Origin of the sequence: Streptomyces sp. E-08 (assembly GCF_049913095.1) — a bacterium.
In the GTDB taxonomy this organism is placed as follows: domain Bacteria; phylum Actinomycetota; class Actinomycetes; order Streptomycetales; family Streptomycetaceae; genus Streptomyces.
Map to the genome: position 1 here is coordinate 2,536,906 of NZ_CP183971.1, position 21,150 is coordinate 2,558,055.

Consider the following 21,150-nt stretch of genomic DNA (forward strand, 5'->3'; position numbering starts at 1 on the left):
CGGACTGTCCTTGGAGTCGGTGTCTCGACAGGGGGAAGCGACCCCCGGGTCAGACGTGTGCTCCGAGGGCCGTGGCGCGGGGTACGGACAGCCGCGGCGGGCCGCGCCGGGAGAGGGTGTGCGCGAGGACGACGGTGTGCGGGCGCGGGGCGGTCCGCCGGGCCCGGCGGACCGGGCGGCGCGGGGTCCCGGGGACGGGGACGAGGGCGTGGAGGAGGCGGAGCGGGGTGAAGGCGTACGCGAGGGCGGCGCGGGCGAGCGTGAAGAACGCGGCTTCGCCGTGCGCGAGCCAGAGGCCGCAGAGGAGGGCGGCGAGGAGGTGGACGGCGAGCATGCCGGCGCCGGAGGTCGTGCCCATGGGGTCGGCGGTGGCCATGACCATGCCGTCCATGGCGTCGGCGCCGTGCATGCCTGCCATGCCGTCCATGGCGTCGGCGCCGTGCATGCCTGCCATGCCGTCCATGGCGCCCATGCCGGGCATCGCCTCCATGCCCGGCATCGCGTGCGTGCCGTCCGTCCCCGGCACGGCGTGACCCGCCGTCGCGAACAGCACGTGCAGCGCGCCCTGGAGGACCAGCATGGCCCCCGCGACGGCGGGCGCGCCCCGGCGCCGTCCGGCCGCGGCCCAGGCGGCCGCCGCCGTCACGGCGAACGCGCCGGACAGCGTGGTCGCCGGAAGCTGGTGGTCAGACATGGACGAATGCCCCACGGCGGCCAGAGTCACGCACACGACCGCGAAAAGTGCGGCTCGCAGGGCGCGCAGGGGCGACCGGGCATCCGTCATCGCCGCCATGGTGTCATCCCGGCCAAGTGGCCGGACAGGCCCCCTCCCCGTGCCGTTCCTCCCGTGGCGGAATCCTCCGGGAGCGGAACGCCCTGGTACCGGCCGCCGTCGCCGTGCACGCTCTGATCATGAAACTGCTGATGCTCGGAGGTACGGAGTTCGTCGGCCGCGCGATCGTCGAGGACGCGCTCGAACGGGGCTGGGAGGTGACGGTCTTCCACCGGGGCCGGCACGCGGCCCCCGCGGGGGTCACGTCGCTGATCGGGGACCGCACGGCACCCGACGGTCTCGCCGCCCTCGCCACCGGTTCCTGGGACGCCGTCGTGGACACGTGGTCGGCCGCGCCCTCGGCGGTCCGCGACGCGGCCCGGCTGCTCGCGGACCGGGTCGGGCGGTTCGCGTACGTGTCGAGCCGCTCCGTGTACGCCTGGCCGCCCGCGGCGGGGCTCGCGGAGGACGGCCCGCTGGTGGAGGGCTCGCCCGACGACGGGGAGGTGCCGTACGCGGAGGCCAAGCGGGGCGGCGAGCTCGCCGTCACCGGCGCGTTCGGGCCCGACCGGACGCTGCTCGTGCGCGCGGGCCTGATCCTGGGCCCGTACGAGAACGTGGGCCGGCTGCCGTGGTGGCTGGGCCGGATCGCGCGCGGCGGCCCCGTCCTCGCGCCCGGGCCGCGCACGGCGCCGGTCCAGTACATCGACGTCCGGGACCTCGCCGTCTGGACGCTGGACGCGGTGGCGGCCGGGCTCTCGGGGCCGTACAACCTGGTTTCGCCGCCCGGGCACACGACGATGGGCGAACTGCTCGACGCCTGTGTACGGGTGACCAGGAGCGACGCCGAACTGCGCTGGACGGAGCCGGAGGCGCTGATCGCGGCGGGGGCGGCGCCCTGGACGGAGCTGCCGGTGTGGCTGCCGCCGGGCGAGATGTACGACGCGATGCACACGGCCGACGTCTCCCGCGCCGTCGCGGCCGGGCTGCGCTGCCGCCCGGTGGACGAGACCGTCGCGGGCACGTGGACGTGGCTGGAGTCCCTCGGCGGCGTCGCCCCGCACCGCCCGGACCGCGCGGGAGCCGGTCTCACCCCGGAGCGGGAGGCGGAGGTCCTGGCGGCGCTCGCGAAGGGGTAGGGGGCGCATGGCGCGGATCTGCCCGGACCGGGACGATCCACTACCGTCGACACGAACGTGCACGAATCGGAGGAGTCGACGCCATGCCCGCCATCCCCGCCACCTCCGTCGCCAACCTCCGCGATCTCGGGGGCCTGCCCCTCGGTGACGGGCGCTCGGTCCGTCCCGGCCTCGTCCTGCGCTCCGCGCAGCTCGACCGGCTCGACCCGGACGAGCCCGCCCTGGCCGCACTCGGCATCCGTACCGTCGTCGACCTCCGTACGGAGACCGAGCGCGGCGACCGGCCGGACCGGCTCCCGCCCGGCGCGCGGCTGCTCGTCGCCGACGTCCTCGCCGACTACCTGGCCGGCAGCGGACTGCCGCCCGCCGCGCGCCTGAAGGCCCTGCTCACCGACCCCGCGCTCGCCGAGGAGCACCTCGGCGGGGGCCGGGTCCGGGCGGCCTTCGCCCGGACCTACCGGACCTTCGTCTCCGGCGACTCCGCCCGTGCCTCCTACCGCGCGCTGCTCGGCGAGCTCGGCACCCCCGGCGCCGGGCCGCTGCTCTTCCACTGCTCGGCGGGCAAGGACCGTACGGGCTGGGCGGCGACCGTCGTCCTGTCGCTGCTCGGCGCGGACGAGGAGACCGTGCGGGCCGAGTACCTGTCGGTCAACCCGGCGGTGCGGCTGGCGTTCGCCCCGATGATCGAGGGGTTCACGGCCCAGGGCGGCGACCCCGAGCTCGCGCTCGATCTGATCGGGGTCGTTCCGGAGTACCTGGACGCGGCGCTCGACGAAGTGGCCGTCCGGCACGGGTCGATGGAGAAGTACGTACGGGAGGGGCTCGGCGTCCCGGACGAGGTGACGGCCCTGATCCGCGAGCGGCTGACGGTCACGGCGGCCTGACGCCCGGGCGGGGGCCGGGTCCCGGGGTGACCATCGGAAGAATCGCTCGTTCTGCTGAACGTGAGCACCCAGGATCTCGTTCCCTCGCCCGTGGGCCCCGTCGACGTCGAGCAGGCCGAGGCCGCGCTCGTCGAGCGGTACCCGCGGCTCGTCCGCATCGCCTATCTCGTCCTGCCGCCGGCGCTCGGGCGCAACCGCCGGGTGCTGACCGCGCACGCACTCGTCCAGCGGTCGCTGCCGCGCCGCCGGGTCCCGGGGCCCGCCGTGCCGGGGCCCCGGCAGGCCGAGGACGCGGTGGATCCCGGCTACGCGTACGTACGGGGCGAGGTGCTGCGTCAGGCGCTGATCGCCGGACTGCCGCTCCGGCGCCTCGCGCTGCCGCGCCGGGCCCAGCTCCCGCCGCTCCTGCCGCACGTGTGGGGGCTCCGGCTCTTCCCCCGGGTGGGCGGCGCCGACGAACTCGCCCTGGACCAGCGGCTGTCCCGGCTCTCCGGCCCGGGCCGCGCCGCGTACGTGCTCCGCGGTCTGGAGCGGCAGGGCGACCCGGAGGTCCTGCGCGTCCTGGCGGCGGCGGGCGTCGAGGACCCGCCTGCGGCCCTGGCGGAGGCGGACGGGCTGGACACGACGGAGGACGACGCGGCCCCCGCGGCCGGGGCCGGAGCCGGAGCCGGCGGGCCCGCCGGCCCGGACGGATACGACCCCTGGACCGGGGGCCGGTCCGACGGGGTCGGGGACCCTTCCGACCGAGCCGGGGACCCTTCCTACCGGGCCAGCGACCTGCGCGGCGGTCGCTCCGACCTCCCCGGCGGTCGCTCCGACCGGGTCGGTGAACAGGCCGGTCCGGGCCGGGCCGCGGGCCGTCGTGGCGCGGCCACGGGCCGGGAGGACCGGGACGGTCGCGCGGGCGGTGACGGCGGCGGGCGGGCGCACGGAACGGCTGACGGCACCGGTCCCGCCGCCCACGGCACCCCCGAACGGACCGCGACGCGCGGGACCACGGGCAGCGACAGCCGGCGGCTCAGTGGTGCCGCGCTCCTCGAGTCGGACGAGTTCGATCCCTGTGCGCTGCAGGCGCGGCCCACCGATCTGATGCGGCGGCGTCAGCACGTCCGGGCCGCTGTCGTCGCCGTCGTGGCGCTCGTCGTCTGCGGGACCCTGCTCGGGCTTCCCGGCGACGGCTGGGGCAGAAACGGTGCTGCTGCCCCCTCGTACGCCCGTAACCCCGCCGCCGAGGCCGCCCTCGACCCCACCGCGGTCAAGAGGGTGGATCCCGCGGTGTGGCCGGGGGCGACGCGGCAGGACTTCTCCGTGTGGCCCGCGCGCGGCGGGCTGACCGGCGACAGCGCGCTGTTGCGGCGGGCGCTCGCCGTGTGGGCCAGGCCCGGGGAGTCCGTGCGGTCCTCCGCCACGCCCGGGACCCCCGTCGGGCCGCCGATGGGGCCGCCGCAGCTGCTGTTCGCGGGCCGTGTCGACGCCATGCGCGTGGTGCTGTTCCACGACGGGCTGCGGGCCGTGCGGTACGCGGAGCCCGTCGAGGGGACCGCGGGCGCCGCGCTCGACTTCGCGCGGACGGACGCGGCGGACACCGTCGGCTCCTCGGCGCTCGTCGTCTCCCGCGCCGCGGGCAACGTCCGCTATCTGACGGCCCCCTGGGTGCGGGAGACGGCCGTACGGGACCTGCTGGCGCCCGCGAAGGAGCCCCGGGCGCTGGCTCGGGACGCCTACGGGGTGACCGATCCCGTACCGACCCCCGCGCAGGCCGGTGGCTGCACCCGGTGGAACACGGTCCAGGTGCGGGACCGGGAAGGGGCGCGCCTCCTCACCGACCTCGGCGAGCTCGCGCCCGCCCGGCTGCTGTGGGGGCCGCCCGCCTCGCCCGTGGATGCGACGGGGGCGGAGGCCCGGGGGGCCTGGGCGCGGACGGCGTGCCGGCTGACGGCGGTGCGGGCGCACGGGGTGCGGTCCGTGAACGCCTGGCCGTTCGCCCGGCAGCCGCTGCCGGAGGGCGCCGGGACGGCCACCTGGGTGTGCACCCGCGCGGAGACCTGGCGGGGCACGGGCAGCAGGGTCCTCGCCCAGTTCCTGGTCCCGTCGCCCGGGGTCCCCGCCGCGCTCGCGGCCGTCTCCGAGGGCTCGCCGGCCTGCGGGGTGCGCGATCCCCGGGTCCTCGCGGGCGTGCTGTGGCGGGCGCCGGGGGGCGGCTGGTTCGTCCTGGCGGCGGGCGGCGGCGGCTTCACGTCCCTGGAGACCTCGGGCGGGGTGCGGGGCCGCTCCGACGGCCCGCTCCTGGCGGTGCGGGCGACGGCGGGGGCGCGGGCCGACCTGGACGGCACCCTGCGGGACGGGACCTGGGTGGGCGCGCTGCGCTGATCCCGGAAAAAGACGTGCGCGAGGCCTGTTGTCACCGCCTTACCCCTCAGTACATTGACGGCATGTCTAATACGCAGCCTGCACCGGTGGCGTCGGAGCACGTCGAGCTCAAGGCCCGCAAGGTCTCCTTCGACTGGGAGGAGACACCGCTCCACTGGGTTCCGGGCGACCCCTTCACCACGCACACCATCAACGTGCTGCACCTGTTGCTGCCGGCCGGCGAGCGCTGGTTCGTCCACGTCTACAAGCAGGCGCTGCCGTACATCACCGACGACCGGCTGCGCGAGGACGTCATCGGCTTCATCGGCCAGGAGGCCATCCACTCCCAGGCCCATGACGACGTCCTCCCCCACCTGCGGAGGCTGGGCCTCGACCCCACCCCGTACACCGCGCAGGTCGACTGGTTCTTCGAGAAGCTCCTCGGGGACCGGACCCTGCCGCCCGGTCGGCCGCGCCGCTGGTGGCTGATGGAGCGGGTCGCGCTGATCGCCGCCATCGAGCACTACACCGCCTTCCTCGGCGACTGGGTCCTCAACGCCGACGCGCTCGACCGGGTCGGCGCCGACCCGACCATGCTGGACCTGCTGCGCTGGCACGGGGCCGAGGAGGTCGAGCACCGCGCCGTCGCCTTCGAGCTGTTCATGCACCTCGACGGCGGCTACCGGCGCCGCGCCCGCACCTGGGCACTCGCCTTCTCCGCGCTCGTCTTCCTCTGGCAGCGGGGCATCCGCTTCTTCATGGAGAACGACCCCAGCCTGCTCGACCCGAAGTCCTCCTTCGCGGACTTCGTCCGCAGGGGCCGGCAGGGCGTGCTGCCCTCCACCCCGGCCATGCTGCGCTCCATACCCCGCTACCTGAGCCGCGCCTACCACCCCTCCCAGGAGGGCGACACCGCGCAGGCCATGGCCTACCTCGCCTCCTCCCCCGGCGCCAACGGAGGCCGCTGATGCCCCGGTTCACCACCGTCGCCCTCGTCGCGGGCGCCGCGCTGCTCGTCCGCCGCGCCGTCCGCAGCCGCATGTCCACGGCCCCGCTCTGGCCCATGCCCGCCCTCGACACACCCGTCTCCGGGTACGGGCGGGGCAGCACCGTCCCGCGCAAGGTCACGGTCACCGGCCGTGCCACACCCGCCGAGGGAGTCGTCGAACTGCGCCTGGAGGGCGACGGACTGCCCGCCTGGCAGCCGGGCGCCCACATCGACCTCGTCCTGCCGTCGGGGCTCGTCCGGCAGTACTCGCTCTGCGGGGACCCGGCCGACCCGTCCTCGTACACCGTCGCCACCCGTCTCATCGAGGACGGGCGCGGCGGCTCCCGCGAGGTCCACGAGCAGCTCCACGAGGGCGCGGAGATCGAGATCAGGGGGCCCCGCAACCGCTTCCCGCTGGTCGGCTCCCGCGCGTACGTCTTCGTCGCGGGCGGCATCGGCATCACCCCGGTGCTGCCCATGGTGCGCGCCGCCGAGGCGGCCGGGGCGGACTGGCGGCTCGTGTACTGCGGGCGGAGCCGCGCCACCATGCCGTACCTGGAGGAGATCGGGCGGATCGGGGGCGGTGACCGGGTCACCGTCGTCGCCGAGGACGAATCCGGTTTCCCGGAGCTGGAGTTCCTCGGGCGGCTCCCCGTCGAGACGGCCGTCTACTGCTGCGGGCCGGACGGTCTGATGGACGCGGTGGCCGCGGCGATGCCCGAGGGCCGGGCGCCGCGCCTGGAGCGCTTCAGCGCCGCCGCGCCGGCCGGCGGCACCGCCTTCGAGGTAGAACTGCGCCGCTCCGGGCGCACGGTGAAGGTGGCGGCCGACCAGTCGGTCCTCGCGGCGGTCCGCGAGGAGCTGCCGGGGATCACGTACTCGTGCCGACAGGGCTTCTGCGGCACCTGCCAACAGCGGGTCCTGGAGGGCGAGATCGACCACCGGGACGAGCTGCTCACCGACGACGAGCGGGACGGCTCGATGCTGATCTGCGTCTCGCGCTGCGCCGGGAAGCGGCTCGTCCTCGACCTGTAGCGGTCAGGGAAGGACCAGCCAGTCCAGGGCCAGCGCGGCGAGGAGGCCTCCCACCAGGAGCCAGGTGCCGAGCCGTGTGCGGCCGTTGCGGGACAGCTCGATCACGATCCCGCAGAGGATCATCGCGAGGCCGTACACGCCGACGACCAGGACGGACGTACGGCTGGCGAGCCGGATGACCAGTACCACGGCCATGGCGACGAGGAGCACGGACGCGGCGGCGACGCGCAGCCGTCGCGCCTGCTTGGGCGTGAGCGCGCCGGCGGACTCCGAAGGCTCCTCCTCACCCTCGGACTCCGGGGACTGCGAGGACTCCTCCTCGCCGGCGTGCGTCCCGGACTCCTCCTCGCCTTCGGGCGTCTCGGACTCCCCTTCACCTTCGGGCTCCGAGGACTTCTCCTCCCCTTCCGGGGCAGGGGAGTCGGGGGTTCCCGGGGCCTTTCCGGTCGCCCGGGGCTCTTCGGTCTCCGGGGCCTCTGCCGTCGGGGTGTCCTGGTCGGAAGCGCTCATGGGGCAGGAGCGTAACGGACGCGGTTAGGCTGTTCGTATGACGACCGGGGTACGCCGCAGGATGGGCGTCGAGGAGCGCAAGCAGCAGCTGATCGGGGTGGCCCTCGAACTCTTCAGCCACCGCTCTCCCGACGAGGTCTCCATCGACGAGATCGCCGCGGCCGCGGGCATCTCGCGGCCGCTGGTCTACCACTACTTCCCCGGCAAGCAGAGCCTCTACGAGGCGGCGCTGCGGCGAGCGGCGGACGAGCTCGCGGCCAGGTTCGTGGAGCCGCCGCAGGGGCCGCTCGGGGCGCGGCTGCTGCGGGTGATGGGCCGGTTCTTCGACTTCGTGGACGAGCACGGGCCCGGCTTCGCCGCGCTGATGCGCGGCGGCCCCGCGGTGGGCTCGTCCACGACGAACGCGATGATCGACGAGGTCCGGCAGGCCGCGTACGAGCAGATCCTGGCGCATCTGGAGGTCGAGCGGCCCTCCGCGCGGCTCGAACTGGTCGTCCGTTCCTGGGTGTCGCTCGCCGAGTCGACGGCACTGCTCTGGCTGGACGGCCGCCGGGTCCCGCGCGCGGAGCTGGAGCTCCAGCTGGTGCACGACTTCGCGGCGCTGGCCGCGGTGAGTGCCGCGTACGACGCGGACATGGCGGAGATCCTGGTCGGCATCCTCGCCGACGAGCCGGCCGACGGCCCCTTCGGGGAGCTGGTGGGCCGGCTCGCCGCGCTGGTCCCGCAGGCGTCGCCGGTGCTGCCCGATCAGCGCTTGCGGTAGGACCCGTCGAGGTCGCGGATCTCGACGGAGAGCCTGACCCCCTCGGTGGCCTTGAGGTGGGCGGGGAGCAGGTCGAGGACGGCGTCCGCGAGCCGGGCCTTGGCCTCGTCCGTACGGCCCGCGAGCAGGGCGATCTCGACGTGCACGATGACGTCGTCGGTCGTTCCGTCGCCGACGACCAGCTCCTCGACCTCCCGGAACCGGGTCTTGCAGGCGTCGAGCGTCGCGTCGACCGTCTCCACGACGAGCGGGTGCAGGGCGCGCGCGAAGCCGCGCCGGTCGAGCGGCGCGGAGTAGTCGACGGTGATCTGCGGCATGGGGGTCACTCCTGGGGGAACGGATGTCTGGCCACACCTTTACGGTGATCGCCATGACGACACAAGTGACCTTCCGGCAGGCGGACGAAGGCGATCTCGACCTTCTGGTGGAGTTGTTCGACGGGGTGGCGCGCTGGATGGTGCGCGGCGGGATCGACCAGTGGAAGCCGGGCGCCCGGGGCCCCGGGCACTTCCGTGCGCGGATCGCCGAGGGCGAGGTGTGGCTCGCCGTGCACGGGGGCCGGACGGTGGGGGCGTACGAGCTGTGGTGGGAGGACCGGGAGGTCTGGGGGCCGCAGCCGCCGGTGGCCGGGTACGTGCACCGGCTGATGACCGACCGGGAGGCGGCGCCGGCGGGTGCGGGGCGGGCGCTGCTCGCGCACGCGGAGGAGCGGATCGCGGCCGCGGGCCGGACGCTGGCCCGGCTGGACTGCGAGGCGCGCAACCTCGTCCTGGGCACGTACTACGAGGGGGCCGGGTACACGGCCGCCGGCCCCCACCTGGAGAAGGTGGGGGCCGACGGCCGACGGTACGCGGTGCGGCTCATGGAGAAGGCGCTGGTGTGACGGGCGCCGGGCCAGTGCCTCCGGTCAGTTGGCGGCCTTGAAGACCGCGACCGTGCGGGCCGGGACGGTGAAGGTGCCCGACGCCGGGTCGTACGCGGCCGTCTTCACGACCGGGTCGGAGCCGCCGTCCTGGACCGGGTGGAGGCGGTAGCCCTTCCCGGCGAGGCCGTCGACCTTCTGCGAGGTGCTTCCCGGGGTGGCGTTGAGGACGACCACCAGGTCGCCGAGGCGCATGGTGATCACTCCGGGGGTCTCGTCGCGGCCGGAGAGCGGGAAGGACAGGGCCTCCTGGACCCGGTCCGCCGTGGCCAGGGAGAAGACCGGCTCGGTGGTACGGATCTTCTGCAGGTCCCGGTAGGCGGCGGAGGCGCCGTCGATCTGCGCGCAGCCGACGGTGAGGGCCGGGTTCGTGAGCAGCGGCTTTCCGTAGGACCACTTGGCCTTGTTGTCGGCGGCCGGCGGCAGGCCGCGGCCGAAGCCGTTGCCGTCGCGGCAGTCCCAGTGGATCGCGTTGAACCAGTCGCCGCTGTCGAAGGAGTTGCGGTCCAGGGACTTGGAGCGCAGCAGGTCCGAGCCGGCCTGGGAGAGCGCCGGGCCCTGCGACAGGGTGCCCGTCGCCATGGCGAGGACCTGCATGCGGGCGCGGTCGGCCGGGGACGTGTCCGCCGGGAGCTTGAAGGCGAGCGCGTCGTACAGGGACTCGTTGTCGTGGGCGTCGGCGTAGGCGAGGGCGTCGCCGGGGGCGGCGGCGTATCCGGCGGGGGCGCCGTTGTAGTCGACCTCGGAGCCCTTCACCGTGCGCCCGGAGGTGTCGGTGAAGGAGTAGGCGGCGAGGTTGCCGGTGAGGCCGACCTTGATGAGGTCCTGGTAGTGCAGGAGGCGGGCCTTCTGCTGCTCGGGGGTGCCGTTGGCGGCCGACGCGTTGGGGTCGGTGTAGAGGCCGGAGGCGAAGCCCTGGACGCCGGGGTCCTCGTCGAAGGGGCCACCGCCGCGGACGGCGTCGCGGGCCCGGTCGGAGAAGGTCGCGATGCCGGTGCCGGCCATGTTCTTCTGGGTGGCCTGGACGAAGCGGGCGTCGTCGGCGATCTCGCCGAAGTTCCAGCCCTCGCCGTAGAGGACGATCGCCTTGCCGTCGACGCCGTCCTTCTCGACGGTCAGCCCGTCGAGGGCCTTCCGCACGGCGAGGATGTTGGCCTTGGGGTGGTGGCCCATGAGGTCGAAGCGGAAGCCGTCGACCTTGTACTCCTTCGCCCAGGTGACGACCGAGTCGACGACGAGCTTGCCCATCATGGCGTTCTCGGGCGCGGTGTTGGCGCAGCAGGTGGAGGTGGCGACGGAGCCGTCGGCCTGGAGGCGCTGGTAGTAGCCGGGCACGATCCTGTCGAGGACGGACTTGTCGGACTGTCCGGCGGCGACGGTGTGGTTGTAGACGACGTCCATGACGGTGCGCAGTCCGTCGCCGTTGAGTGCCTGGACCATCTGCCGGAACTCGACCGTGCGGCGGGTGCCTTCGGGGTCGGTGGCGTAGGAGCCCTCGGGGACGGTGTAGTGGAGGGGGTCGTAGCCCCAGTTGTAGGCGTCCTTCGCCACGGCGGCGGTGACGCAGGCCTGCTGCTCCTCGGAGTCGGGGGCGTAGACCTTCAGGTCACAGGCGGGGGTGGTCTGCGCGGACTTCTTCTCGGGGACGGTGCCGAGGTCGAAGGCGGGCAGCAGGTGGACGTAGGAGGTGCCGGAGGCGGCGAGCGCCTTCAGGTGCTCGGAGCCCTTGCTGTCCTTGTCGGTGAAGGCGAGGTAGGTGCCGCGGTGGTCGGCCTTCGCCGTGGGGTCGGCGACGGAGAAGTCCCGGATGTGGAGTTCCTGGATCTGGGCGTCCCGCAGCGGTACGGCGGCGGGCTTCCGCAGGGTCTTCCAGCCGGTGGGGGCGAGCTTCGGGTCGGTGAGGTCGACGGCGAGGCTGCGGGCGGAGTCGGTGGTGAGGGCGGTGGAGTAGGGGTCGGTGACCCGGTTCTCGACGATCTTCTGGACGGTGGGGGCCCAGACGGTCACGACGTACCGGTAGGGCTCGCCGGTCCAGGTGCGGGGGCCGGTGACGGACCAGACGCCGGAGGCGTCGTCGCGCCGCATGGGCACGGTCTTCCCGTCGAGTTCGAGGGCGACGGTCCGGGCGGTGGGGGCCCAGAGGGAGAGGGTGGTGCGGCCGTTCCGGAAGGTCGGCCCGAGGTCCGCGCCGGTGGCCTTCGCCGCGTACAGGTCGTCGAGGACGCCGGCGGTCTGGACGCCGGTGGCGGCGAGCAGGGCGCCGTTGGCGGCGCGCTGGGTGGCGATGAGCTGGCCGCGCAGGGAGTCCCGTGCCCGGTCGGTGTCGCGCGGGTCGACGGTGAAGGCCGGGTAGTCCTTGAGGTGGGGGTACTTCGCCTTCTGGGCGTCGGTGAGCGTGGACGGGGTGAGGCGGAGCCACTGGCCCTCGGTGTTCAGGGCGCCGTCGGTGACGGTGATCCCGCCGTCCTTCGCGTACACCAGCTGCTGGCTGGTGGCGTCGGTGGTCTTCACCTTCCAGACGACGGTGTTCCGGTCGATCCACTGGGCCTCGGCCTTGCCGAGGTCGAGGTTCGGGGAGCCGCCGACGGTCGGGAGGAGGTACGCGGGCTGTCCGGAGAGCGACCAGATCTCGTGGCCGTAGGTGGCGAGGTCGAGGGACTGGTCGGTGGGCAGGTCCTTCTCGTCGCCCTTGTGGAGGATGTACGAGAGGGAGCTCGCGCCCTCGGTGAGCGGGACCTCGTAGACGGCGCCGTACGCGTCGAAGCGGGCCGGCATGAGGGGCTTGGACCAGTCGGTGGGCTGGGCGGCGCCGGTCCAGGTGTGGAGGCCCCAGCCGTCGTAGTTCCCGTCGGCCCGCTGGTAGTGGATGACGGCCTTCGTCTTGTCCGCGGTGGCGGGGGCCGGGTCGGTGTCGGACTGGCCGTCGGCGCCCTGCGTGATCCAGACCTCGCCGGTCCGGCCGAGGTTGATGCTGCGCTGCGGGCCGTCGGCGGCACCGTCCTTCTCGACGGTGTACGGGACGGTGGAGGCGCCTTCGGGGACCTTGACCCAGGCGAAGGCGCCGTGGGCGTCGCGTCCGGTGAAGGCGGCGTCCTGGCCGGCGGCCTTCAGGGTCCAGCCGTCGTAGTTCCCGTCCTGGCGCTTGTAGTGGACGACGGCGTACGCGCGCTCGACGGCGACCGGCTTCTCGGGGGCCGGGGGTGCGCCGGCCGTGGTGGCGGCGAGGGCGCTCGCGGTGCGGCCGGCGGCGTCGACGACGACGGCCTTGTAGCGCAGGGCGGTGCCGGCGGGGGCGGTGACGTGCTGGGTGACCTTGTAGGGGGCGTGGTCGGCGGTGCCGAGGACCTGCCAGGGGCCGTTCCCGACCTGGGCGGCGAAGACGACCCGTTCGAGGCCGCCGCCGGTGACGTCGGCGGAGAGTTCGACGGTGCCGGTGGAGCCGGCGGCCGGGGCCTTCAGCGACACGGTGGGCTTCGTCGCCGGGGCGGGCAGCGGGGCCTCGGCCTTGAGGACCAGGGAGGAGAGGGCCGGGACGGTGACGGTGATCTTGCCCCGGGAGGCCGCGACGGCGCCCTGACCCCCGTACAGGGTGCGGAAGGCGGCGGAGTCGACGGGGACGGTGACGGTCTTCGGCGTGGTGGCGCTGTTGGTGGCGACGAGGTATTCGGTGCGCTGCTTCGGGTCGGTGCGGGTGAAGGCGTAGACGGAGCCCTCGGCGTAGCGCTCGCGCTGGACGCCGTCGCGGAGGGCCGGGTTGTCCCGGGTGAGCTTCGACAGGGCGGCGATCGTGCGGTACAGCGGGTGCGTGGTGTCGTACGCGTCGGAGGCGTGCGTCCGGTCGGTGCCGAGCTGGTCGTCGTCGAGGTAGTCGGCGGTCTTCGAGGCGAAGAGGGTCTGGCGGGCGTCCTTGTCGCCGCCGGGGCCGGTGAAGCCCTGCTCGTCGCCGTAGTAGATCACCGGGTTGCCCCGGGAGAGGAACATCAGCTCGTTGGCGAGCCGGTCGCGGCGGACGAGCTCGTCGTCGGAGGCGTTCGGGTTGTCCTGCTTCAGGAACGTGCCGAGGCGGCCCATGTCGTGGTTGCCGAGGAAGGTCACCTGCTCGTAGGCGTTGGCCTTGTCGGTGGTGTACCGGTAGTCCTCGGCGAAGACCTTGGCGAGGCGGTCGGCTCCGGCGCCCTGGGAGGCGAAGGCGCGGGCGGCGTCCTGGAAGGGGAAGTCGAGGGTGGCGTCGAGCCGGCCCCGGGTGACGTACGGGGAGGTGACGGCGGTGTCGGCGGAGTAGACCTCGCCGAACATGAAGAAGTCCTCGCGGCCCCGCTTCTTCGCGTACGCGTCGAGGGCGGTGGCCCACTGGGTCCAGAAGTCGAGGTCGACGTGCTTGACGGTGTCGATGCGGAAGCCGTCGATGTCGAAGTCCCGGACCCACTTCTCGTAGATCTTCTTCATGCCCTCGACGACCTCGGGGCGCTCGGTCCACAGGTCGTCGAGGCCGACGAAGTCGCCGTACTCGGCGGACTCCCCGGCCCAGGTGGAGTCGCCCCGGTTGTGGTACATCGTGGGGTCGTTGAGCCAGGCGGGGACCTTGCCGCCGGTCGTCGTCGGCGTGTACGGGAACGAGTCCGCGTTCACCTTCCCCGTCGCGGCGCGGTCGTCGAAGGGGCGGCCGGAGGTGTCGAGGTACGGGTAGGCGCCCTTGGGGCGGTAGCCGTACTTCTTCTCCGCGTAGTCGACGGTGTCGGCGGTGTGGTTGGTGATGACGTCGAAGAAGACCTTCATGCCCTTGGCGTGGGCGGCGGCGATCAGCCTCTCCAGGTCCTCGTTGGTCCCGAAGTGCGGGTCGACCTGGGTGAAGTCGGTGATCCAGTAGCCGTGGTAGCCGGCGGACGCGTCCTTGCCGGTGCCCTGCACGGGCCGGTTCTTGAAGATCGGCGCCATCCAGATGGCGGTGGTGCCGAGTCCCTTGATGTAGTCGAGCCGCCGGGTGAGGCCCTTGAGGTCGCCGCCCTGGTAGAAGCCCTTGTCGGACGGGTCGAAGCCGGTCTGCGTCCGGCTGCCGGTGAGTCCGCCGCGGTCGTTGGAGGTGTCGCCGTTGGCGAAGCGGTCGGGCAGGACGAAGTAGAACTGCTCGCGGGTGAGGTCCTGGCGGGCGGGCTGTGCGGCGAGGGCCCGGTCGGAGGGCGGGGCGGGCGGCCGGGGTGCCGCCGTCGCGGGGACGGCGGGCACGAGGGCGGCGCACAGGGCGGCGGCCAGCGCGACCGCCGTTCTCTTGCGTATCACGGGGGTGCTCCCTGGAAAGGGGGACGGGGGACGTCCGGTGCGGGGGACGTCAGTTGCGGAAGGTGTCGTTCAGAACGACCTGGCCCGAGGCGGGGACGGTCGCGGTGCGGTTGGCACCGGACTCCCAGGTGACGTTCCCGGCCGCGTCCTTGCGGACGTACTTGTACTCGAAGGCCGTTCCGGCGGGCAGGGACACCGTCAGCTTCCAGACGGGGTACGCGGCCGGGTCGAGCTTGAGGGCGGCGGCGGGGGCCCAGTTGCCGAGCTCGGCGCGGTTGCCGGTGACGTAGATGTTCTGGCCGGTGACCGTGGTGGCGTTCACCTGGAAGGAGGCACCGGCGGTGACCGGCTGGGTGCCGCAGTTCATGGCCCCGGTGTGGAGGGCGAGCGCGGTGTTCGCGGCGAGGGTGGCCGTGAACTGACCGGACGAGTTCACCGTGACGGCGGTGTTGCTCTGCACGTCGCAGTAGGCGCCGGCGGGCAGGGAGGTCTGGAAGGTGCGGGTCAGGGACGAGGACTCGTGGTTGATGGCCACGTAGGCCTTGGAGCCGCGGCCGAACGCGATCGCGTTGCCGCCGTTGTCCCACCAGTTCGTGACGGCCTGCCCGCGGGCGGTGTTGCGGAAGGCGACCATCGAGGAGATCTCGCGCCAGGCGTGCTGGCACTTCCAGCCGTCGCTGTAACAGGCGTTGACCTGGCCGTTGTTGGGCGGGCCCGCGTCCTTGTCGGTCCACTCGTAGCCGGAGTGGACGTCCGGGGAGCCGTAGGGCCAGGCAAGCATGAAGACGGAGGCGAGGGTGTAGTTCGCGCCGTCCTTGTAGCTGAGGGTGTCGCCGCCGCGCTCGGTGTCGTGGTTGTCGACGAAGACGCCGGACTGCGCGGAGGGCATGTAGCCCCAGGCCTCGCCGAAGTTCTTGAGGTAGGCGAGCTTCTCGCTCTGCAGGACCCGCTTGAGGTCGCGGGCGTAGCGGAACTCCTGGACGTCGCCGTTGCCGAGGTACTCGCTCGGGGAGACGGCCTCGCCGGCGCCGTAGATGGCCTCCTGCTTCCAGAAGACGCCCGGGTTCGTCAGCCGCGACTTGATGTTCGCGAGGTCGGCGGCCGGCATGTGCTTGGCGGCGTCGATGCGGAAGCCGTCGACGCCCAGCGAGGCCAGGTCGTTCAGGTAGCCGGCTATCTTCCCTCGGACGTGGTCCTCGCCGGTGTCGAGGTCGGGGAGCTGGACCAGTTCGCAGTTCTGGACGTTGGCGCGGTCCTGGTAGTTGGAGATGGAGGACCGGCAGTCGTCCATGTCCGCGCCCGAGTAGAGGCCGGGGTAGTCGTACTTGGAGAACGGGGTCCCGCCCGTTCCCGTGCCGGACCCGTTCGCCATGTGGTTGACGACGGAGTCGGCGACGACCTTGACGCCCGCCGCGTGGCAGGTGTCGATCATGTTCTTGAAGGCGGTGCGGTCGCCGAGACGTCCGGCGATCTTGTAGCTGACCGGCTGGTACGAGGTCCACCACTGGCCGCCCTGGAGATGCTCCTGGGGCGGCGAGACCTGGACGTATCCGTATCCGGCGGGGCCGAGGCGGTCGGTGCACTCCCGGGCGATCGAGGCGAAGTTCCACTCGAACATCACCGCGGTGACGTCCTTCTCGCCGGGCGGGGCGGCCTGCGCCGGGGCGTTGCCCGTGACGGCCACAGCGGCTCCCGCCACGAGGGCGAGTGCAGCTGCCACGGTCTTTCTGGCCATGTCTCCTCCTGCTGACTTCACTGTCGCAAGAAGTTGCCGAAAACTTCAGCAACTGTTTTCAGCCGTGACCGTACGAGTGCCCCGGCGCCCGGTCAACCCTCCGGACGCCCCGACGCGACTTGTTACGAAAGGAGTTGGGGAAGCCTGCCGGGCGGCTGCGCCGTGGAGCCGCGCACCACCAGCTCGGGCTGGAAGACGAACTCCGTGCGCTGCACCGGGTTCCCCTCGATCTCCTCCAGGAGCGCGCCGACGGCCGCCGTCGCCATGGCCTGCACGGGCTGGCGCACGGTGGAGAGCGGTGGGCTGGTGAAGGCGATGAGCGGCGAGTCGTCGAAGCCGACGACGGAGACGTCGCCGGGCACGTCGAGGCCGCGGGCGCGGACCGCGCGGATGACGCCGAGCGCCATCAGGTCGGAGCCGCAGACGATGCCGGTGCAGCCTTCGCGGAGCAGGATCTCGGCAGCGGCGTGCCCGCCCTCGACGCCGAAGAGCGTCGGCCTGATGAACCGTTCGGCCTCGGTGCGGTCGACGCCGAGGAGCTCGTACAGCTCGGCGGTGAAGCCCTCGGCCTTGCGGCGCGAGGGGACGTAGCGGGTGGGGCCGATGGCGAGGCCGATCCGCTCGTGGCCCAGCTCGACCAGGTGGCGGACGGCCATGCGGGCCGCGGCACGGTCGTCCGGGGAGACGAAGTTGGCGTCGATGTGCTCGTTGTAGCCGTTGATGAGCACGTACGGGACGCCCCGGGCCGACAGCCGGGCGTAGCGCGCGGGGTCGGCGGTGGCGTCCGCGTGCAGCCCGGAGAGGAAGACGATGCCGGCCACCCCGCGCTCCACGAGCTGTTCGACGAGTTCGTCCTCGGTGGCGCCGCCGGGCATCTGGGTGCAGAGCACCGGGGTGTAGCCGTGCCCGGCGAGGACCTGTTCGACGACCTGCGCGAACGCGGGGAAGATCGGGTTGGTGAGCTCGGGCACGACGAGCCCGACGAGGCCCGCGCTGCGGCGTTTGAGCCGTACGGGGCGCTCGTAGCCGAGCACGTCGAGCGCCGCGAGCACCTTGTGCCGGGTCGCGCCGGCCACCCCCGCCTTGCCGTTGAGGACACGGCTGACGGTGGCCTCGCTGACCCCTGACTGGGCCGCGATGTCCGCGAGCCGCGGGGCGCCGTTCCCGGCGCCCCGCGGCAGGGGGATCGTCACACCGCCCACCAGACGGTGGTGTCGGCGGGCACGACGGCCTCGTCGTCGACGATCTTGATCTCCTCGTTGGACAGGAGATACCGGCCGGGCAGCGGGACGGTGATGGCCCGGCCGGTGGTGTTGGCGGTGCAGACGAAGCCGTCGCGGCGGAAGGAGAGCACACCCTCGGGCGCCTCCAGCCACTCGACGGCCTCGCCCGCACCGAGTTCGGGGCGCTCGCGGCGCACGGCGAGCGCGCTGCGGTACAGCTCCAGGGTGGAGCCGGGGTCGCCGGTCTGCGCCTCGACGCTCAGGGCGCCCCAGGTCGCGGGCTGCGGCAGCCAGGAGCCGCCGTCGCCGAAGCCGTACGAGGAGCCCTCGGCGGTCCACGGGATCGGCACGCGGCAGCCGTCGCGGAAGCCGTCCTGGCCACTGGCCCGCCAGAAGGACGGGTCCTGGCGGACCTCGTCGGGCAGGTCGGTGACGTCCGGCAGGCCGAGCTCCTCGCCCTGGTAGACGTAGGCGGAGCCGGGCAGGGCCAGCATGAGGAGGGTCGCGGCGCGGGCGCGGCGCAGGCCGAGCTCGCGGTCGCCGGCCTCGCGGAGCTGGGTGCCGAGGCCCGCCGGGTTGGCGAAGCGGGTCGCGTGCCGGGTGACGTCGTGGTTGGAGAGCACCCAGGTGGTGGGGGCGCCGACCGGGCGCATCGCGTCGAGCGAGGCGTCGATCACCGTGCGGAGCTCGGCGGCGTCCCAGTGGGTGCCCAGGTACTGGAAGTTGAAGGCCTGGTGCATCTCGTCGGGGCGCACGTAGTTCGCGGTGCGGTCGACGGTGGGGGTCCAGGCCTCGGCGACGAGGACGCGCTCGCCGTCGTACTCGGCGAGGACGTTGCGCCAGGAGCGGTAGATCTCGTGGACGCCGTCCTGGTCGAAGAAGGGCATGACGTCGTTGCCGAGCAGCTTCAGCTGGTCGTGGGCGCCGATGTCGGGCAGGCCGGCGGCCTTGACCAGGCCGTGGGCGACGTCGACGCGGAAGCCGTCGACGCCCATGTCGAGCCAGAAGCGCAGGATGGAGCGGAACTCGTCGCGGACGGCGGGGTGCTCCCAGTTGAAGTCGGGCTGCTCCGGCGCGAAGAGGTGGAGGTACCAGTCGCCGGGGGTTCCGTCCGGGTTCTCCGTACGGGTCCAGGCGGGGCCGCCGAAGATGGACTCCCAGTCGTTGGGCGGGAGTTCGCCGTTCACGCCCTGTCCGGCGCGGAAGTGGTAGCGCTCGCGGAGCACCGAGCCGGGGCCCTCGCGCAGGGCGCGCTGGAACCACTCGTGCTGGTCCGAGGAGTGGTTGGGGACCAGGTCGACGATGACGCGCAGGCCCAGCCCGTGCGCCTCGCGGATGACCGCGTCGGCGTCGTGGAGCGAGCCGAACATGGGGTCGATGGCCCGGTAGTCGGCGACGTCGTAGCCGGCGTCGGCCTGCGGCGAGGCGTAGAACGGGGAGAGCCAGACGGCGTCGACGCCGAGCTCCCTGAGGTACGGCAGCCGGCTGCGGACGCCCTCCAGATCACCCATGCCGTCGCCGTTTCCGTCGGCGAAGGAGCGAGGGTAGACCTGGTAGATCACCGCGTCTCTCCACCAGCCCGTGTGCGTGCCGGTGGTCGGGGCGGCGGCGGGGGTGGCGAGGTGCTGGGTCATGTCTTCCTTGGGTCGTAAGGACATGGGGAGGGGTGCGGTTCAGCCCTTGACGGCACCGGCGGACATGCCGGTGACCAGGTGCCGCTGGGCGAAGAGGAACACCAGGGCGGCGGGGACGGCGATGAGCACGGAGGCCGCGGCCATCGGGCCCCACTGGGCGCCGTACTGGTTGACGAACTTCTGGAGTCCGCCGGCGAGCGTGAGGTTCTCGTCGCCGACCATGAAGGCGGAGGCGTAGGCGACCTCGCCCCAGGCGGTGATGAAGGAGTAGAAGGCGGTGACGGCGATGCCCGGCTTGGCGAGCGGCAGGATGAGCCGCCAGAACGTGCCGAAGGGGGTGAGGCCGTCGACGTAGCCGGACTCGTCGATCTCGCGCGGGATGGTGTCGAAGAAGCCCTTCATCATCCAGGCGCAGAACGGGACGGCGATGGTCAGGTACGTGATGACCAGGCCGGCCGGCTGGTTGAGCAGGCCCATCGACGCCATGATGTTGTAGATCGGCACGATCAGGACGGCGACCGGGAACATCTGGGTGATGAGCAGCGTCCACATCAGGCCGCGCTTGCCGGGGAACCTGAAGCGGCTGACGGCGTAGCCCGTGGTGGCGGAGATGAAGACGCCGACGACGGTGGTGAGGCCCGCGACGAGCAGCGAGTTGCCGAACCAGGTGAGGAACGGGGTGTCGTTCAGCAGGTTCGTGTAGTTCTCGAACGTCGTCTCTTTGAAGAAGTCCGTGGTGGTCGCGTACTGCGCCGGCTTCAGCGAGGTCAGCAGCACCCACAGCACCGGGAAGACGGCGATCACGGACGCCGCGATCAGGGTGACGTGCAGGGCGACCGAGGCGAGCGGCGAACGGCGGCCGCGGACCGGGGCGTTCACGGCCTGGGGGGTGGGGGTCGTGGTGGTCACCAGACTTCTCCCTGCTTGCGGAGGACGCGCTGGTAGAACGCGGCGAAGACCATCAGGAGGACCAGGATGAGCACGCCCCACGTCGAGGACTGGGCGAAGTCCCGGGGGCTGACCTCGAAGGAGAACTTGTAGGCCTGGGTGACGAGGATCTGGGTGGCCTCTCCGGGCCCGCCCCGGGTGAGCAGGAAGATCACCGGGAACATGTTGAAGGTCCAGATGGTGGAGAGCAGGATCACCGTCGTCGACACCGAGCGCAGTCCGGGCATGGTGATGTGCCGGAAGCGCTGCCAGGCGCCCGCGCCGTCCATCTCGGCGGCCTCGTACAGCTCGCCGGGGATGGACTGGAGTCCGCCGAGGAGGGCGACCATCATGAAGGGGACACCGAGCCAGACGTTGGTCGCGATGACCGAGATCTTGGCCCAGGTGGGGTCGTTGAGCCACGGGACGGCGTCGATGCCGCCGCCCGCGAGGACCTTGTTGAGCAGGCCGTTGTCCTGGTTGTAGAGGAAGCGCCAGGCGAAGACGGAGACGAAGCCGGGCACGGCCCAGGGCAGGATCAGCAGCAGCCGGTAGAAGGAGCGGCCGGCGATCTTCCGGTTCAGGATGTTGGCGAGGCCGAGGCCGAGGGCGAAGGTCAGCGCCACGCAGGAGACGGTCCAGACGATCGTCCAGCCGAGCGTCCCGAGGAACTGGCTCCCGGTGAGCGCGTCGGTGTAGTTGTCCAGACCGACGAACTCGTAGGTGGCCGGGATCTCGTTGACACCGATCGACCGCGCGACGTTCCGCTCGTTGGCGTCGGTCAGCGACAGGTAGATGCCGCGGACCAGCGGGTAGCCGATGATCACGGCGATCACCACGGTCACCGGGGCGACCATCGCCCAGGCGTACCAGTGGGTGGAGAGGGAGCGCTTCGGCGCGCCCCGGTGACTGCCAGTTCCGCGGCTCCGGCCGCGGGCGACGTCGTCGCCCGCGGCCTTCGCCACCGACTGGCTGGGGGTGTCCACAGCCAT

Annotated in this window: 16 protein-coding genes; 7 read left to right on the forward strand and 9 right to left on the reverse strand. The window is 72.8% G+C overall.

The window, feature by feature from the left end; genetic code table 11:
- Window positions 1-49: 49 nt before the first annotated feature.
- Window positions 50-694 (reverse strand): hypothetical protein, encoded by a 645-nt coding sequence (locus ACN9MM_RS11580; RefSeq protein WP_426363533.1) that lies wholly within the window; start codon window positions 692-694, stop codon window positions 50-52.
- A 218-nt stretch (window positions 695-912) separates the two neighbouring features.
- On the opposite strand from ACN9MM_RS11580, the gene ACN9MM_RS11585 reads away from it, so the two are divergent.
- The 5 genes from ACN9MM_RS11585 to ACN9MM_RS11605 all read left to right on the forward strand — a co-directional run bounded on the left by ACN9MM_RS11585 (window position 913) and on the right by ACN9MM_RS11605 (window position 7,167).
- Window positions 913-1,911 (forward strand): NAD-dependent epimerase/dehydratase family protein, encoded by a 999-nt coding sequence (locus ACN9MM_RS11585; protein WP_426363534.1) that lies wholly within the window; start codon window positions 913-915, stop codon window positions 1,909-1,911.
- An 83-nt stretch (window positions 1,912-1,994) separates the two neighbouring features.
- Entirely contained in the window at window positions 1,995-2,795 is an 801-nt protein-coding gene (locus ACN9MM_RS11590) for a tyrosine-protein phosphatase (RefSeq protein ID WP_426363535.1), read from the forward strand.
- Between the two features lie 51 nt (window positions 2,796-2,846).
- Window positions 2,847-5,165 carry a hypothetical protein gene (locus ACN9MM_RS11595; protein WP_426368720.1) on the forward strand — a complete coding sequence of 773 codons (2,319 nt, stop codon included), beginning with the start codon at window positions 2,847-2,849 and terminating at the stop codon, window positions 5,163-5,165.
- Window positions 5,166-5,227: 62 nt separating this feature from the next.
- On the forward strand, window positions 5,228-6,112 hold the full coding sequence (locus ACN9MM_RS11600; RefSeq protein WP_426363536.1) for a metal-dependent hydrolase: 885 nt from the start codon (window positions 5,228-5,230) through the stop codon (window positions 6,110-6,112).
- Entirely contained in the window at window positions 6,112-7,167 is a 1,056-nt protein-coding gene (locus ACN9MM_RS11605; RefSeq protein ID WP_426363537.1) for a PDR/VanB family oxidoreductase, read from the forward strand. The genes ACN9MM_RS11600 and ACN9MM_RS11605 overlap by 1 nt, the downstream gene beginning before the upstream one ends.
- Before the next feature lie 3 nt (window positions 7,168-7,170).
- Here ACN9MM_RS11605 and ACN9MM_RS11610 read toward each other — a convergent pair whose 3' ends face one another.
- Entirely contained in the window at window positions 7,171-7,677 is a 507-nt protein-coding gene (locus ACN9MM_RS11610) for a hypothetical protein (RefSeq protein WP_426363538.1), read from the reverse strand.
- Window positions 7,678-7,714: 37 nt separating this feature from the next.
- On the opposite strand from ACN9MM_RS11610, the gene ACN9MM_RS11615 reads away from it, so the two are divergent.
- Window positions 7,715-8,440 carry a TetR/AcrR family transcriptional regulator gene (locus ACN9MM_RS11615; RefSeq protein WP_426363539.1) on the forward strand — a complete coding sequence of 242 codons (726 nt, stop codon included), beginning with the start codon at window positions 7,715-7,717 and terminating at the stop codon, window positions 8,438-8,440.
- Here ACN9MM_RS11615 and ACN9MM_RS11620 read toward each other — a convergent pair.
- Window positions 8,425-8,757, reverse strand: a complete 333-nt coding sequence (locus tag ACN9MM_RS11620; protein ID WP_426363540.1) for a 5-carboxymethyl-2-hydroxymuconate Delta-isomerase — start codon at window positions 8,755-8,757, stop codon at window positions 8,425-8,427. The genes ACN9MM_RS11615 and ACN9MM_RS11620 overlap by 16 nt on opposite strands.
- Before the next feature lie 53 nt (window positions 8,758-8,810).
- Here ACN9MM_RS11620 and ACN9MM_RS11625 point away from each other — a divergent pair, with 53 nt between their 5' ends.
- Complete coding sequence (locus ACN9MM_RS11625; RefSeq protein WP_426363541.1) at window positions 8,811-9,323, forward strand: GNAT family N-acetyltransferase; 513 nt, start codon at window positions 8,811-8,813, stop codon at window positions 9,321-9,323.
- Between the two features lie 24 nt (window positions 9,324-9,347).
- On the opposite strand, the gene pulA is transcribed toward ACN9MM_RS11625, so the two are convergent.
- The 6 genes from pulA to ACN9MM_RS11655 all read right to left on the reverse strand — a co-directional run bounded on the left by pulA (window position 9,348) and on the right by ACN9MM_RS11655 (window position 21,150).
- A complete protein-coding gene (gene pulA, locus ACN9MM_RS11630; RefSeq protein WP_426363542.1) occupies window positions 9,348-14,639 on the reverse strand; it encodes a pullulanase-type alpha-1,6-glucosidase in 5,292 nt (1,763 codons plus the stop codon).
- A 49-nt stretch (window positions 14,640-14,688) separates the two neighbouring features.
- A complete protein-coding gene (locus ACN9MM_RS11635) occupies window positions 14,689-16,374 on the reverse strand; it encodes a carbohydrate-binding module family 20 domain-containing protein (protein WP_426363543.1) in 1,686 nt (561 codons plus the stop codon).
- A 122-nt stretch (window positions 16,375-16,496) separates the two neighbouring features.
- A complete protein-coding gene (locus tag ACN9MM_RS11640; protein WP_426363544.1) occupies window positions 16,497-17,576 on the reverse strand; it encodes a LacI family DNA-binding transcriptional regulator in 1,080 nt (359 codons plus the stop codon).
- On the reverse strand, window positions 17,564-19,231 hold the full coding sequence (locus ACN9MM_RS11645) for a glycoside hydrolase family 13 protein (RefSeq protein WP_426363545.1): 1,668 nt from the start codon (window positions 19,229-19,231) through the stop codon (window positions 17,564-17,566). Before ACN9MM_RS11645 ends, ACN9MM_RS11640 begins: the two co-directional genes overlap by 13 nt.
- Window positions 19,232-19,270: 39 nt before the next feature.
- Complete coding sequence (locus tag ACN9MM_RS11650) at window positions 19,271-20,143, reverse strand: sugar ABC transporter permease (protein WP_426368721.1); 873 nt, start codon at window positions 20,141-20,143, stop codon at window positions 19,271-19,273.
- Window positions 20,137-21,150 carry a carbohydrate ABC transporter permease gene (locus ACN9MM_RS11655; protein ID WP_426363546.1) on the reverse strand — a complete coding sequence of 338 codons (1,014 nt, stop codon included), beginning with the start codon at window positions 21,148-21,150 and terminating at the stop codon, window positions 20,137-20,139. The genes ACN9MM_RS11650 and ACN9MM_RS11655 overlap by 7 nt, the downstream gene beginning before the upstream one ends.